Raw genomic sequence first — 16,495 nt, 5'->3', positions numbered from 1 at the left:
TATATTTTTTATATGCTATTATTAAAGTAGAAATATCCGAATCAACCGAGTGGGGGAACCAACATATTTGGGGTGAATCAATTGAAGGGAAACTTGGAATCCCTAACCCGACAGCTAACCTCATAGGATTTATCCAGGCGTACATTTTTTGTGCGTTTTTTTATTTAAAGGAGGTCATTTAATTGAACATCATTTTAATTCTTTCATTATTTATTGGTTTTGGATATTTAATCGGTAAGCTTGCTGAAAAAGTCAAACTTCCAACAGTATCTGGTTATTTAATTGCCGGAGTAATAATTGGCTTTTTTCCAATTAACTTAACAAATCATTTACCCGTTTTTGATACTATAAGTGAAATAACATTATCGTTTATAGCATTCGGTATTGGTAGTGAATTTGTATTTTCATCTTTAAAAAAGAGTGGAAAAAGAATTCTAACTATAACTTTTTGGGAAGTCCTAGGTGCAGTTTTAATTGTTTCACTTGCAATGTATCTAATGACACCTTTTGCATTTCCTACCTTCACAAACAAAGAAAGATTAGTTTTCAGTCTAATATTAGGTTCAATGTCAGCTGCAACAGCACCTGCCGCTACAATTCTTGTGATTAAGCAGTTTCGTTCAGATGGTCCAGTTACGAGGAGTATTTTGCCTGTTGCTGCACTTGATGATGTTCTAGGTATTATTGTTTTTGGAATTGTTTTACCTATTGCAAGAATCTTAGTTCCAATTGATCCAAACAATGCATTAAAACTAACTGCATGGAATATTTTAAAAGGTCCATTAATTGAAGTTTTTGGTTCTTTACTCATTGGATTATTGCTTGGAATATTATTATCAATTTTAAGTAAAAAAGTTGATCCTAAAGACAATATACAAGTAAAAACAATTTTCTTTATTCTTGTTGGTTTAGGTGTATCAAAACTTTTGAATCTTTCACCTTTATTAGTAAATATCATGATTGGTACTACTTTAGCAAACCTTAGAAAAGATACTGCAAATAGATCTTTTAAAACTATCAACGATTTTGTACCTATATTTTATATCCTTTTCTTTACGATAGCTGGTGCTACACTGAAACTTGATATTTTAAAAACTGTTGGATTAATAGGTGTTGTTTACATTATTGCTAGAGCATTAGGAAAAATCACCGGTTCACATGTTGGTGCTGTTATATCAAATGCTGAGTCAAATGTAAAAAAATATCTTGGATTTGCGCTACTTCCTCAAGGTGGTATATCGATAGGCTTAAGTTTATTAGTTAATATGTATTTACCAACAACTTTAGCAACTCCTATTACAACAATTATTTTATTTAGTATTTTAATCTATGAATCAACAGGTCCAATATTTGCAAAGATTGCTTTAGATAAATCAAATGAGTTATATGCGCTAGTTTCTAATCAAGAGATAAATGATTAAATATAAAATAACAAACTTTTCATTTAAAACTTTATATATATATTTCTTTATCTATTAATAAATCAGATGTTTTGTTTGCCATTTATCTTTTTTAATACTACATATATAAAAGTACTGCAAAAATATCTTTATATCTCGCAGTACTTTTTTATATTAATGTTTCAATTTCATCTTTTTCATTATAGACAACAACTTTATCCCCATCATATTTTTTTGCTCTATAAAGTGCTATATCTGCTTTTTCTAATAATCCTTCAAATCCATCATCATCAATTGGATACTCCGCAACACCTAAAGATATATCAATTTTTATTCTTTCATTATTAACTATTACTGGTTCTTTAAATACTTCTAAAAGTTTATTAATTATTTCATCAAAAGTCTGATTATTATTTAAATCAATTAAAAATATAAATTCATCTCCACCATAACGAGCAACTAAATCATTATCATCATTAATATAATCAAGTTTAGGCCCTAATATTTTTAAAACTTCATCGCCTATATTATGTCCGTATTGGTCATTTATTTCTTTAAAATTATCAATATCAAGAATAATTAAAATAAATGATTTAAACGCATCTTTTTTCTTCTTAAATACTTCATATAAAACTCTTCTATTAGGAAGATTAGTTAATTCATCATAACTAGCTAAAAACTCATATTTTTCTGTTTGACTAATTGTATTTGTTATATCGACAATACTTGCTAAGTATGATTCAGTATCATTAAATGGAATTAATGAAATTGATATTAAACATTTGATTATTTTATTATCACGTGTCAACATTTTTGTTTTATATTCAATTAAATTTGAACCCTTATAATACTCTTCTTTAAGTTTAAAGTACTCATCTTTTGTAACAAATAATTCATCAAATCTTTTTTTAGATAACAATTCAAAATTACGATACTTAAACTTTTTAGTGAAGTGTGGATTAACATAATTAATTACTTTAGTTTCTTTATCATAAACCACAATCATATTCGATGTTAAATTAATTACAGTCCTAAATAGTTTATTTTCAGAATCGACATACTTTGGTGCTACATTACTTATTCTAGTTAATAATCCAATTGAATTTAATGTCGACATGATTACTAATGATTTAATAATTATATTTTGTCCTTTATGATTCCCAGTAAAATTTGTAATATTAAACTCATTAAAAAGTAATTCAAATAAAACATAACAAATAAAAACAATAATTGCCATTGTCTGTAGAATTGTAAACGAAAGCCAAGAATTTCGATCATCTGCTGTTCTATTAGTATTAACAATTATTATTTGCCACAATGTGTAGAATGCTTGAGCAATTAAGATTACTAAAGTAAAAAATAAATCGTTTTTTATTACTATACCAAAAAGAATTAATAAAACTAAAAAGATAATATTTACTGGTCTCTCCCAAATTATATTTGATTTTTTATCAACTAATTTATAGATACTTTTGTTGACTAATATTAGACTTGAAACTAACAAGAAATATCCTAAAAAAGATACAATTGTTTTTATTGTATTCTCTTTAATATATTCAGATGTAGCAATTAAAATACTTCCTGTAATTCTAATAAAATTTGAGTTAATCCAACTTCTTAGTCCGTCATACCTATTAGGGTTTTTTAAATTAATAAATAGTAATATCCCGATGAACGAAAAATTGATTAAAGCAATTAAAACTGTAATTAGCATTCCTTCAAGTGTCATACAAATAACCTCATATTGATATTGTTCGATATTTATTATACCAAAACTAGTTATAAAAAGTCATTTTTTTATCAAAATTTGAAGGTAAAAAAGAAAAAAAGTGTTTTTAAATCGACACAGTTATAAATAGTCAATTTAAAATACACTTATTTTTTATTTATTTGGATTCCAATCTATATCATAACGTTCCCAGTATAATACATCTCCTGGTTGGATATATGTATTAATATCTTGTTTTGCTCTCCAAAAATGTCCAGCAAAAATAACCATGTCATCCTTTTTATATCTATTATGTGGCTTCCAAACAATTGTTACTTCTTGCCAATAATTTATGCCATTTACAATCTCTCCAGGAATTGGATTCTTACCATCAAATTCACTTCTTACTTCATCCGATGTTTTATCACTAGTCCATTTCCACCATGCTTCATTGTAATATACTAAACTATATCTGTCATTCATTTTATAGCTATTATAGTAACTAAAATTATCGGATAGATTACGCCAATAAACTGATTCGTTTGGTTTTTTAGAATTACCAGACACATTACTATAACCATTTTTAACTACATAACTTATTCCTTCATACAGAACATAGTCATTTGTTTTATAGACTTTGTTTGGATTCCAATCAATGTTTGGATCTTCATTTGTCAATTCCCAAATAGTTGGATTTTCAGATGGTTTTTTTTGACTATTACCACTTATAAGACTCTTATATTTTTTATTTTCATAAATTATAATTTGATCTTTAGCATATTCCCTTTCGATTTCCCAATACGGATCAAGTACTGCCCACTCATCCCACTCACCATGAGGTGTTGGTGGATTATTTGCATAATCCCTTCTCATCATGTAATAAATACCTTCATATAAAACAATATCCCCTGTTTTATATGCTGCACCTGTATTTTTTCTAAAATTATGTCCAAGTGATGCAAAATTTGAAATACTATTTTCTGTTCCAGGTTCTTTCCATGAATTTCCATTTTTTAATACTAACCAATATCCATTATCATAAAAAATGATATCACCAATCTTATATTCATTGTTCAAAAACCACGTAAAGTCTAATCTAATCCATCCACTATTAACACTTCCTGGTGTTGTCGTATTACCATTTCTTGTTGATTGCCAAAAAGTATTATCATAATAAACAACTTTTCCTGCATCAATTGTATTTCCGTTCTTCCATCTTTTTCCCATTATTTCCCAACTTGAACCTTGAGCACTAGGATGTGGACTATAGTATTTTGAAATTACTTTTGTCGAAACCCAATATGTCTTTTTTTCATTATCATCTATAGTATAAACAATAATATCTTTAGGATAATCTGTATCAAATTTAAATTCACGAATGATATTAGGACTAAAGATAAAGCTATGAATTCCAATATAGTTATCAACAATACGATACTCAATATTTATAAGTATTTTATTATTTGTATACTTAACATCATATGTAAAAAGTTTGTGTGTATAAACGTTAACATCATAACTACCAGCACTTAATTTGACTTCGAAGTTATTTCTATTTTCACTATAAACAAATTGATAATTTTTATCAGTGTCATATTGAATAAATTCAATTAAAATCCCACGTAAAATACCAACTTGAAAAATATTCTTTAAATCAATAGAAACTATAGTATCATTTGAAATATTAATCTTATTACCTAATGTATCATTTGGATTAGCATCCCAATTATCTTCATAATTATATTGAATTGCATCGACTATAATTGCAAAATACAATTTATCACTAATTGCATTAGTATTACTAAATGTAACACTATCAATAATCTCAATATCTTCAACAATTTTTCCTAAACCAATGCTTGGCGTATAATAAATATATTTTTCATTATCTTTTTTGTATAAATCACTATTACTAGAATTAAATGTTAGTAAATGAGGATTTTCTATTATTTCATTATTACTATTATGCCATTCTTCAACAATTTTAAATCTGACTTTAATCTGTTTCTTAGCTTCAATTGTAACATTAACTTTAAAACCATCTCTTAATTCATCAACATTATTAAATGTAAACATATGTGTAACTGAATCATAACGCGATACATCAGAATATTTAACTTCTTCGTCATTTATTTTAACATTCATACTTGCTTCAAAAATTCTCGTTGAATCAAGTTCAGTTATTAGTTCACTAACTTCTTTTTCAGCTCCAACAGAAATCCATGCATATACTCCTATTGATGTTGCTATAGATGCAGCAAATACTAATAATAATATTACTATTTTTTTAAGTTTTATCATATTATGCTAACCCTCCACGAAGCATGAAAGTTACTTGATAAACTAGAGAATAATATAGTTTTTGCAATTCCACATTGTTGTAAGTATATCCTTTTAATCCATCATAGTAACCCCAAGCAGCAATAAACATCGTTTCTTCTGTCTTAGTTCCACTAATTAATATTCCATTTCTTGATCTTAGATTAGAAATAGCAGCATCAACATATTGACTATCCGTCATATTTGTTCTGTCAAAATTAAAAATTTCTCTTTCCATTATGTAATCCACAACATTTTTGTTTGCATTTAGTGCATTTTCAACATCAACTTCACTATAAACCAAATACAATAAACCATTGCTAATACCTGTATAAGGACCTGCATTAAGTGATGCAGCAATACTTGCTCCAACGTAAATTCTAAATTTTTCTAAATCTTTATTCTTGATTGTTATTGTTATATTTGTTGATAAACCACTATATGTTGTTTGGGTACCTTTTGCAAGGTCCTCTCTTGTTACATAAATTAAATCCTCAAATCTTGTAGTATCAATTAACATATCATAATCAGTATCAAATTCAAACTGAACATTTTGATCAATTTTACCATTTAATCCGTTTGCTTCTGAACTACTTTTTACTTCAGTAAACCAAGCAAAGACAGATACAGTCATACTTAGTACTGCAAGTAATAATACTACTACTGAAATATATAATTTTTTTAGCATCTGTCTTCACTCCTTTTTTTTATTTATCGTTCAATTCTTTCTTATAATCTTCTAATTCTTTTTGATATTTTTCTTTTGTTTTTTCTTTTAAAGCTTTCGTAATATCAACTATTTGCCAAACAATAATTCCAAATGATACTATAACAACAATCATAATAACCATGGATTTATTGGAAGTAAATAATCTTCCAATGCCTAATAAAGCTGTAACTTTAACCACTTTTCCAAGAATACGATCATTTGTAATATACCCTTCATAATTAAAATCATTTATTTTATTATTACTTCCTTTAGTTTTAAATCCAAACGAAGTTTCCTCAACTATTTCATGAACTATCAACTTATTATCAGTTTTACTTCGATAAACTATTACATCCTTAAGATTATATTCATCAAATTCTTCATAAATTACATAGTCACCTTTTTGAATACTTGGATTCATTGAATCAGAAACCACAAGTGAATATCTGTAACCAAAGATTTTTATTGGTGTATTATCTTTCACACCTTTAATATTTAAAATAACAAAGATAATTGATATTATTAAAATAAGTAATGTTATTGCACTTAATATATAACTTAAGATTTTTTTCATTTTAACCACTATCCTTTAGGGTTATATTTTTCTTCTAACTTCATTTTTTTTCTTTCATTAATTGTTGCTTGTTTGTCTTTTTCTTTTGCAAGCTTTTTTTGTTCTTGAAGTTTTAATTTCATTTTTTCTTTTTTAAGCTTCTCTTTAATTTTTAACAGTTTTTCTTGTTCAACTTTTTTTATTTTCTCTTGTTGCTTTTGATATTTGAATTTAAGTTTTTCTTCAAAATCTTTTAACTCATCTTTATGTTTTCTAATTGCTTGTTCCTTAATTTTTTTAGTTTGATCAATTCTTTTTTCTTTATATTTCTTAAAGTCATTTACTTCTTTTTCAAGTTTTTTAGTTATTTTTTTCTTACTTAATTCAAGATTTTCAAGATGTAAATCATTAGATTTTTCTTCAACTATTTTTTGCCATCTAAGTTCTAATTCATATGTTTCTCGCAAATCTTTTTCTTTTGCTTCTCTAAGTGCTTTAACAAGTTTATATTTTTCCATTGATTCATCTAGCATAACTTTTTTTCTATCTGGTTTTATTAATTGATCAAAAACTTCGTTTTCACTATTAATTCCTAAGTATGATGAATAAATTGAATTTACAATTTTCAAAGTATCATTAATTGCATTTTTTAATGAAATACGTTTATTTTTACCTTCACTACTATACTTATCGATTTGCGTTTTAAAAATTATTTTCATTTGATTTAAATAGTATTCATTCATTTCTTGATGCTCATTTGAAAAGCTTCTTGGATCTTTTACAACATCAAGATTGCTTACCTTTGTCAAATACGATTTAAACTTTCTTCTATTACCTTTTGTATAATCACTATTTAGCGTTTGTTTTTCATGAAATAGCGTAGTTGCAAATAACAATAAAACGTTTTGAGTTAAATGTTTTTTATAACTTTGTGTAAACTTTTTATTCGAAGTTTTTGTTTCTAATTCAAATCCAAGTGATGAATATTGATCAAGGAAAATCCATAAATTATATGCATTACGATAATCAGTATTCTTAAGAATAATTTGGGTTTTAAGTATTGGTGCAGTTACTTTTTTAGCATTTTTTAAAATACTCATAAACTGCCCTTTTTTAAGATTTGTTATTTGTCGATATAAATATTCAACTCGTTTATATAGTTGAAGGTTTGCTTCCATTTCAGACTTTTTTGACACTTTTTCGGTTTTATTCAAATCAAGATTAATCTTATATTCTTCATCACCAAACATAAATTTACTATCAATGTTCATTTTAACTGTTTGACTTGCTTCAATATTTTGTTTAATAATATTAAGTCGTTGATATACAAAATCTGATAAACGTTCAATTAAAGTCATCACAAATCTGTTTTCATAGATTGCATAATCAATTTCCGAATTATCGACTAAAATCTTTTTAGGAATAATATTTGGTTTAACTTCTTTAATAAGATGTGTATTTGCTGCTAAATGTTGAATTGATTTACTACCAGTTTTTTTAGCTTTTTCAATAATTCTTATTTCTTCTTCATATTTTAAATTTGATTTTAAATTTTTCGTTATTTTATCAATACTTGGGAAATATGATTCAACAGTTTTAATCCATGTTTCATCAAACTTTTTGATCTCTGTTACTAATGTTTGTGAAACAAGTTTTTCACCTTTATCAAAAGCTTGATAAAAATAAAATGGAAAATCTGTTTCTAATTCAGCATTATCAATTTCATTTATGACCATATCATAAAATAGTTTTAGATCATATCTTCTTTTCATTAATCTATACCTGTTTTCTAAATTGTTCAATCATTTTACGTGTTTCATTGAATTTAGTTTTACCGAATAGTTTATCAATTTCTTTTAATAATTCATCTAATTCATTAACTAAAAATGGTAGATTTAGGGTTTCAAATTTTCTGATTACTTTTCTTGAAACAATATAATCAAGTCCATCAATTTCATTTTCACCACTAGCAACATATACGGGAATAAAACTCTTTATTTGTCTCATAATACGATTACCAAATGTAATTTGGAATTTTGATGTTATAAATAAATCAAGTTTTTCTAGGTTTTCAAGTGTTTTTGTTGTTATAGGATTATCAATTACAGCTTGTTTGAACAAACCATCTAAATATTCATAACTCATATGAACATTATTTGTATCTGGTGCATCTATATAATTAGCTCTATCATTCATCTCAATTGATGCTGCTCTATCATATACCTTATCGGTAATTGTAAATGTTGAATCATCACGATTAGCGGTTCCTATAAACCAGACGTTTTGTGGTAATAGCATTTTTCCTTTTTTAAGATTAATTGGATCTCCTGGTTGACTATCACCAACAATATCAATTAACCACTCTTCAGGTTTTGGCATTTCCATTATTGATAAGAAATCCGCAAAATAATATTCAACACGAGCTAAGTTCATTTCATCTAATATAATCAGATTAACATCTGTTCTGTATGTTGTTTCATAAATAGCTTTCAAGAAATCTGGTTCAGTATACTTTTTCGTAAATTCATTTAAGTATCCTATAATTTCTGTTCTATCACGCCAAGATGGTTGAACGGAAATTATTGATGAATCATTATTAAAGAATTTTCCAAAAGCATACGGTAATGATGTTTTACCAGTTCCAGATATACCTTCAAGAATAATAATCTTTGATGAAGCCATACCAGCTAAAAACGTTGTTACTGTTTTATGTGTATAAAATAGTTTTAATTTCGATGCTGAGAAATTTATAAATCTGTTAACTAATTCATTTAAATTAATTCGATCTGTTTCATACATATGTGTTGGTAAAACAGCATAATCATATGTTTCATCAACATCAAGTAATTTAACAAATCTTGAATCTTCATTTTTATTCTTTTCTTCATCTGTACCATCAATATTTTCAGTTAATAAGTTTGAACTTTTAACACGATTTGATACCACACCACTACCTAACCCTAAGTCTTCCGATTTAAGGGCTAAAATTGTATTTTTTTCATTCGTGCTTTCTATCAATGCTCTGTTTAACTCACTAATTTCATCTATTAAATTATCAGTATTAATCTCTCTTTTAACAAATCTAATATATTTTTTTAATAGTCTAAATACTAATAAAAGAATAATAACTAAAAAGACAATATTAACACTCACAACAACAATTGCAGCTACCCAATCCAGCAATTGAAATTCACGAGTTGCTAGTGTGAAGCTATTGAATGAATTTACAGGATATCTTACAAATATATTTGCAATAAATTCACCAATTCCTACAAAAAAACTAATTATTACTTGCATTGTTTTTTGTAGAATATCTATATACCATTTTGCAAAATTGCCCATTTAAATCACCACCTTTAAGTTATTGTTTCTCTTTTAACTCTTTCAAAATTTCTTCTTTTAATCTTGCTTTTTCAGCTTCATGATCAATTCTTAATCTTTCTTTATTTCTATTAACAACATTAACAACTAAAATTGTAATTTGAACAATTAATAATATAAATAATGGTAATAGAATAAATAATGCAAAACCAGTTGATGTTCTTAAATAATTAATTGGTTTTCCTAATCCTTCAACATGTCCAGTCGCAAGTGCTTTAATTCTACTTATATCATTTGTTTCTGTAGTATTTGCATTTCTTAGGCTATCACCTTGTGTAGTAATATTGTTTCCTTCAATTTTAATAATTCTATGAATTATATGTGCTTGTAATTTTGGATCATCAATCGATAATTGTCCCCAAAAAACAACAACATCTCCAACTTTTAAATTCTTTTTATCATCATCATTTAGATCTTTTACAAATACTAACGCTCCTTCTTTAAACGAATCTTTCTTATCTCCGTTCATCGAATCACTAAGTACTGTAACAAATCCTCTACCAAACAATGTTGGTACATCATCTTCCTTTTTCGCACTCAAATTGACTATTGAAAAAAGTAATAAAACCAAAATAAATGTATAAAATATAACATTTCCTATAACTGATATAATCTTGCTTCCGTTTGATTTTTTATTCTCTTTCATTTATGTAACTCCTTATTAATTTTTTCAATATATTTGAGTTTAATGGGAAGCCATTTAAGGCTTCCTCATTATATATACTCAAAGAAAATTATCTTAAAACTTATTCAGCAGCAGTGAATGTAAAGTTAAGATTTAACTTACCACCTAAGATTGCATTGAATGCTTCTCCATCCCAACCTTCAATCCAAACACGAACTGTAATCTTAGCATATTTTGTGTAACCTGCCTTAGTATCTTCTTCCTTTACAGTAATAGTTGATGGCACTTCAATTGCATCACTAATTTCTATAGAAGTAAATGCTTCTTCTCCAACTCTTGCATGACCATCAGTTGTTAAAGCTGATGCATTAGCAAAATTAAGTGCTGTTTTACCAGTCTTTGTAGCTAAAGCATTATAATAAATAAATGCATAGTTATTTGTTTCAGTTGCTACACCACTTGTATTTCCAACAGCAGTTTGACTTTGTTCAAAAACAGTAACATCATTTTTTTGATTTTCAATTGAAATTCTTGCAGCATTTGAAGCATAATTTTTTATTGCATCACCAACATTGTATTTTTTATCAAGTGTAACTTCTACATCTGATTTCCATGATGTTTCTTCACTTGATACTGTTAAATCTGATAAATTAATTCTATTAAATGTAGTACCAATTAAGAAATGTAAGTCAAATTCAATATATCCAGTTGCCACTGAATCATTATTTAGACTTTTAAATGTTTTTCCATCTTCAGATGTTAAGTCAGTAAAACTATCACCTTTAACTGTAATACCACTTAAATCAAGAGCTGTATTCCAATCTTCTCCATTAGTTGAAATTAAAAATCCACCTGTACCTGATTGTACTGTTCCACTTAAATCTGAGACACTAGTTGTATTGTTGATTGTAAACCATGCAAATACCCCAGTACCTAATGCAAACACTGTAATAACTAATGTTAATACTGATAAAACCATTTTCTTTGTAAATTTCATTTTCTTTTTCTCCTTTTTACATTTTCAGCATATGCTGACTAAATAACTTTTATAATTTTGCAGCTATAAATTCTAGCTGAATTAATATGTGATCGTTTAGTATTGCTTCAATACTATCTGGATCCCATCCTTCAAGCCAAATATTTAATTTAGCTTTACCATAATAATGTTTGTCCTCTTTCTTTAGTGAAACTATTAGGGAATTATCATTATTCATAAAACCTACTGCTCCACTTTCTTTTGAAAGTTCATAGATTGTTTCTGGTTTTTTTTCTGGAACTTTTAATTTATTTAAAGGATTTTTTTGATTATAGTAATCAAATGCTCCAAACTCCATTCCAAAACCACGTTCTTCATTTTCACTAATATCATAAATAAATTGATTTTCATCACTAGCAAATCCAATTCTTATTGCATCTTTTGCATAATAATTGTTGGTTTCGCCTTTTTTTATGATCTTATTTCCATCATTGAATTCTAAATCTGCTTTCCAACTTTTTCCTTCCGATGTTACATAAGTTCCTTTAACATTATTTGTTTCATCGTATTTTACTTCTTTTCGATTAGTTAAAAATATTTTATCAAAGACTTCATTTTCATTTGTATTATCTTCTAGAGTAACTCTAAACCAGATATCAAATGTTAAGTAATCAATATTAGGTCTTGCTATTCTTGTTTCATTGTTAGGACCTTGAAAGAAGTTTATTCCGTCAGTTGTTGTTACATCTGAGAATCTTAATCTTCTTAACTTTTCTTTAATCAATGTTTCATCTAATCTTTTTGCATAGTTAATTCCATCAAGTGATATATCAAGTAAATCACCACTACCAGCATTCAAGTTAATTCCTTCAACAATATTAATGTTACTAATCTGTAGCCACGCTACTGCACCAACTGAGAATGTAAACAATGTGATAATTAATGTTAAAGTCAATATTCTTATTTTCTTCATAGTTTTAATCCACTATTTCAAAGTTTATTTGAAACTTTAAACTTTCAAGAATATCATTTTTATTAATGTTAGCATTTACCATCTCATCGCCATCATACCAAAACAAAATTGTATATTTTCTTTCTGATCTCGCACTAATTATTTTAGGCTTTCCAACAACAATTTCTTTAGCATTTTCATCAAAATCATAATAACTATAATCATCTTGATATTTCTTTTCACTCAAGCTACTTTGGTATATTGTTTTCTCATCATCGCTAATCACCATAATTTTTATATACCTAATCTCATCTTGATATTTTTTTATATCTCTTAGTAGAATTGAATAAGCAAGATCAAACGATAAACTTGATGATTCATTTTTAATATAAAAACTATATGCAACAATATTTCTTGAGTACTTACCTTTGTATTCACCATCTGTTGTTGTTATTTCATCAAGTTGTGACTCGACTGTTAACAAATTAATTGGTAACAAGTTTCTAGAATTAACGTAAATTGTTTTTTTGTTTTCATTTGAGTCTGGAGTGATTGAAATCGAAATATTTCTATCATAAGCATTACTACTTACTCCAATTGAGAAATTACCAGTATTAACACCATAAAATGTTAGAAATACAATTGTAAATGTTAGTAACGCAACAGGTGCTAATACTTTTAATAAACTGAGTTTTTTAGTTCCTTTTTTATTCCATATTTCAGATAACCGCATCCAAATCACCTCCTAAATTGACAAAAAAAGCCAATTGTCATAATGACAACTGGCTATCCAATTTTAGGACCCTATAGCTTTGCGTCCCAAGGTTACCCTTGGTTTGCCTTTTACATTCTTTCGATGCTCATATATTTTATCAAACAGTTTTATATTTGTCAAAATATTTATCTCGAATAATACTTTTTTTGTGGTTATCTTATGATAATGTCTTAAGTAGTATCTTTTAATAATGTCCCAAACATTAGAAACTATAATACAATATTAAGTACTTAATATAATGGAGGTACTTAATGAGAAAGGTAGAACTAAAACCAATGGAACAAATGAAGTATGAAACAATAAAAAACTTAGTAACAAATAACGGTAATAAACTTAATGCTGCTAATAAACTAGGTATATCACTTAGACAAGTTAATAGATTAATTATCAAATATAATGAACAAGGTAAGGAAGGTTTTATTCATGGTAATAGAAAGAAGTCTCCTCACCTTATAATTAAAGTTGAAATCAAAAATAAAATTTTAAATTTATATAATAATAAATACTACAATTTCAACTTTAAACATTTTAAAGAAATGCTTCTGGAAAATGAGAAAATTAAAATATCATATAATTCTCTATACAATCTCTTAGATGAAAATCTTATTTTATCACCAAAAGCTGAAAGAATTACTAAGAGGAAATACCGTGATAGAATTCAAACAAAAATAGATTTAAACGAATCCTTATCTATTCAAGAAAAGAATCTTATCATTGATAATAACATTTTAGATCCTAAAGATAATCACGCAAGACTTCCAAGAAAAAAATATGGTGGCGAGTTATTACAAATGGACGCATCAGAACATTTATGGTTTGGAGATAAAAAAACTCATCTTCATGCAGCAATAGACGATGCTACAGGAATGTTAGTTGGTGCATATTTTGATCATCAAGAGACTCTAATTGGCTATTACAACGTTTTAAAGCAAACATTAGAGAATCATGGGATACCTAATGAGTTTCTAACTGACAGAAGAACAATCTTCGACTATAAATCATTAAAAAACCCTAAGCCCGAGTATAGTACATTAACACAATTTGGTTATGCCTGCGAGCAGCTGGGCATAACTTTAAATGTTACTTCTATTCCTCAAGCTAAGGGGCGAATTGAACGTTTATTTGGAACGTTACAATCCAGATTAATAAATGAGTTACGAATTAATAATATTAAGACCATCGTTCAAGCAAATGAGTTCCTACAATCATATCTTGATAAGTTTAATAAACAATTCTCTCTCATTAATGATAATATACCACAAGTTTACGAAAAGATTAATAGTGATACTGATTTAAACTTAATTTTAGCTGTTATATCTAGCCGTGTATTTGACCGTGGCTCTGCTTTAAAGTATCAAAACAAGTATTTCCAAGCCTATAATAAAAATGGTAACTTAATGAACTTTAAACATCGTACAAAAGCTATAGTTATCAAATCATTTGATAATAAATTATATTGTTTAATTAACAGTGATTACTATAAATTAATTGAATTAGAATCTCACGAAAGTCATTCTAAAGATTTCGATCTTGGTGTTGAAAAAGAAAAGAAAAAATACACTGTCCCTAATAGTCATCCATGGAAAAGTGATTCTTATAATCGGATGATAGAAAGAGCAATGTATAAATCACGTTAATGATCTTATTTTTTTAGGACATTTTCAAAAGATATTGACAAATATTTATCTCGAATAATACTTTTTTACTTATTTTTTAACGAAAAAGTGCTAATTTCATCTTTTTTAAGTGGTTTTGAATAATAAAAACCTTGTCCATATCTAAATTTGTACTTATTGATTTGATCTTCATCAATTTTTTCTTCAACTGATTCAATAATAACTTTCATATTATTTTTATTTGTTAATTCTGATATTACCTCAACATATTTTTGAGTTGTAACATAATCATCTTTAAGCATTTTAACATTAAGTTTAATCATATCAATCTTATATTGTTCAATTTTAGTAAGCATTTGATAATCTACCTTATCAACAGATACTGCAATTCTAAAACCAATATTTTTTAATTTAAGAATTGTTCTTAATGCATCTTCATGTTCAAACATATCTTGAAAATCTGCAATCTCTAAAACTATTTTACGCGCTTCTATTCGATATTTAGTAATTGTATTTTGATATTCATTAACTAATTTATTATTTAATAACTGACGATGACTAATATTTATATGCCATGAATAGTTGTTAGGGATTTCTGTTTTAAGATCGAAATTAGTTTTAATCACTGTTTCTAACCCCCATATACTAATCCAATTGATATCACCTGATTGTTCCATTAGAGGCATAAACTCTTTTGGTGATAAAGTTCCCTTATCAGGATGATTCCATCTAACAAGTGATTCATATCCGTATATTTCACTATTTTTAACATCTATAATCGGCTGATAATACAATGTAAATTCTTTTCTTTGGATTGCTCTTTTAACTTCAAAATAGAAATCAAGGAATTTTCGGTCTTTTTCCATTTCATTGCTATAGCCTGTTATTCCAGTGCCACCAAGTTTTTCACTTAAATATGCCGCCATACTTAAACTCTCAATTAGTCTTTCACTAGTTTGCCCATTAAGTGGGTATTTAACATACGCTATTGTTGCCGATGTTTCAAAATAAATATCTTCAAAAACTTTAATTTTTAATTCCGCAGTGCTTTTTATTTTTTTAGCTAATATATTCGTTTCATTTTCTTGATAAATTTTTGGTAGATATACAAGTATAGTACCAGGATATTTACCATAAGCAATTTTAGCTGTTTTTGGAAGAATTTCCTTCAAATGATAATGAATTTGTTTAATTATATTTTCAACATCTTCTTTATTATATGTTTCTTCAACTACAAAGAAACGATTAATATTAATCCAAAAAATAGTAAAGAAATTTTGACCTTTATTTTCATAAACTTTTCGATTAATTAGTTTCATGAAAATTTCATAATCTAATGATTCATTACTAAAAATTATCCTATCTTCAATTTCTTTATCTTTTTCTTTCTTGAGTAATTTCACAAAAATAAAACTCAAAAAAATCATTAAGATTGTTGCTAGTGCTATTGCAATAACTTGGATTAATTCTGGCATATTATT

Annotated in this window: 13 protein-coding genes and 2 riboswitches; of the genes, 2 read left to right on the top strand and 11 right to left on the bottom strand. The window is 26.8% G+C overall.

Translation table 11 applies throughout. The annotated features are described in order from the left end of the window. The first annotated feature begins 24 nt into the window (after positions 1-24). Positions 25-144: riboswitch (cyclic di-AMP (ydaO/yuaA leader) on the top strand. 38 nt (positions 145-182) lie between these two features. Continuing rightward, complete coding sequence (locus EXC62_RS04960; RefSeq protein ID WP_052589673.1) at positions 183-1,421, top strand: cation:proton antiporter; 1,239 nt, start codon at positions 183-185, stop codon at positions 1,419-1,421. A 148-nt stretch (positions 1,422-1,569) separates the two neighbouring features. Here EXC62_RS04960 and EXC62_RS04955 read toward each other — a convergent pair whose 3' ends face one another. The 10 genes from EXC62_RS04955 to EXC62_RS04910 all read right to left on the bottom strand — a co-directional run bounded on the left by EXC62_RS04955 (position 1,570) and on the right by EXC62_RS04910 (position 13,356). Next, positions 1,570-3,129 carry a sensor domain-containing diguanylate cyclase gene (locus tag EXC62_RS04955; RefSeq protein ID WP_026390073.1) on the bottom strand — a complete coding sequence of 520 codons (1,560 nt, stop codon included), beginning with the start codon at positions 3,127-3,129 and terminating at the stop codon, positions 1,570-1,572. 153 nt (positions 3,130-3,282) lie between these two features. Beyond that, a complete protein-coding gene (locus tag EXC62_RS04950) occupies positions 3,283-5,409 on the bottom strand; it encodes a hypothetical protein (protein WP_026390074.1) in 2,127 nt (708 codons plus the stop codon). A 1-nt stretch (position 5,410) separates the two neighbouring features. Further along, positions 5,411-6,115, bottom strand: coding sequence for a hypothetical protein (locus EXC62_RS04945; protein ID WP_026390075.1), 705 nt, complete (start codon positions 6,113-6,115; stop codon positions 5,411-5,413). Between the two features lie 19 nt (positions 6,116-6,134). Then, positions 6,135-6,710 carry a signal peptidase I gene (locus tag EXC62_RS04940; protein ID WP_026390076.1) on the bottom strand — a complete coding sequence of 192 codons (576 nt, stop codon included), beginning with the start codon at positions 6,708-6,710 and terminating at the stop codon, positions 6,135-6,137. Positions 6,711-6,718: 8 nt separating this feature from the next. Continuing rightward, complete coding sequence (locus EXC62_RS04935) at positions 6,719-8,461, bottom strand: DUF2357 domain-containing protein (protein ID WP_026390077.1); 1,743 nt, start codon at positions 8,459-8,461, stop codon at positions 6,719-6,721. A gap of 4 nt (positions 8,462-8,465) precedes the next feature. Then, positions 8,466-10,031 (bottom strand): hypothetical protein, encoded by a 1,566-nt coding sequence (locus EXC62_RS04930; protein WP_026390078.1) that lies wholly within the window; start codon positions 10,029-10,031, stop codon positions 8,466-8,468. 19 nt (positions 10,032-10,050) lie between these two features. Then, positions 10,051-10,716, bottom strand: a complete 666-nt coding sequence (locus tag EXC62_RS04925; RefSeq protein ID WP_026390079.1) for a S26 family signal peptidase — start codon at positions 10,714-10,716, stop codon at positions 10,051-10,053. Positions 10,717-10,816: 100 nt separating this feature from the next. Beyond that, positions 10,817-11,692, bottom strand: a complete 876-nt coding sequence (locus EXC62_RS04920) for a hypothetical protein (RefSeq protein ID WP_026390080.1) — start codon at positions 11,690-11,692, stop codon at positions 10,817-10,819. Between the two features lie 49 nt (positions 11,693-11,741). Next, positions 11,742-12,644 carry a hypothetical protein gene (locus EXC62_RS04915; RefSeq protein ID WP_026390081.1) on the bottom strand — a complete coding sequence of 301 codons (903 nt, stop codon included), beginning with the start codon at positions 12,642-12,644 and terminating at the stop codon, positions 11,742-11,744. A 4-nt stretch (positions 12,645-12,648) separates the two neighbouring features. Beyond that, positions 12,649-13,356, bottom strand: a complete 708-nt coding sequence (locus tag EXC62_RS04910) for a hypothetical protein (protein WP_026390082.1) — start codon at positions 13,354-13,356, stop codon at positions 12,649-12,651. A 41-nt stretch (positions 13,357-13,397) separates the two neighbouring features. Then, a riboswitch (cyclic di-GMP riboswitch) is annotated at positions 13,398-13,474 on the bottom strand. 175 nt (positions 13,475-13,649) lie between these two features. Between EXC62_RS04910 and EXC62_RS04905 the strand changes: the two genes are divergently transcribed. Further along, positions 13,650-15,035 carry an ISNCY family transposase gene (locus EXC62_RS04905; protein ID WP_026391054.1) on the top strand — a complete coding sequence of 462 codons (1,386 nt, stop codon included), beginning with the start codon at positions 13,650-13,652 and terminating at the stop codon, positions 15,033-15,035. Between the two features lie 65 nt (positions 15,036-15,100). Here EXC62_RS04905 and EXC62_RS04900 read toward each other — a convergent pair whose 3' ends face one another. After that, entirely contained in the window at positions 15,101-16,489 is a 1,389-nt protein-coding gene (locus tag EXC62_RS04900; protein ID WP_026390960.1) for an EAL domain-containing protein, read from the bottom strand. Positions 16,490-16,495: the final 6 nt, after the last annotated feature.

It is taken from the genome of Haploplasma axanthum (assembly GCF_900660745.1).
GTDB lineage: Bacteria > Bacillota_I > Bacilli_A > Acholeplasmatales > Acholeplasmataceae > Haploplasma > Haploplasma axanthum.
Note: the sequence above shows the minus strand (reverse complement) of the source record. Positions and strands in the feature narration are given on the sequence as shown.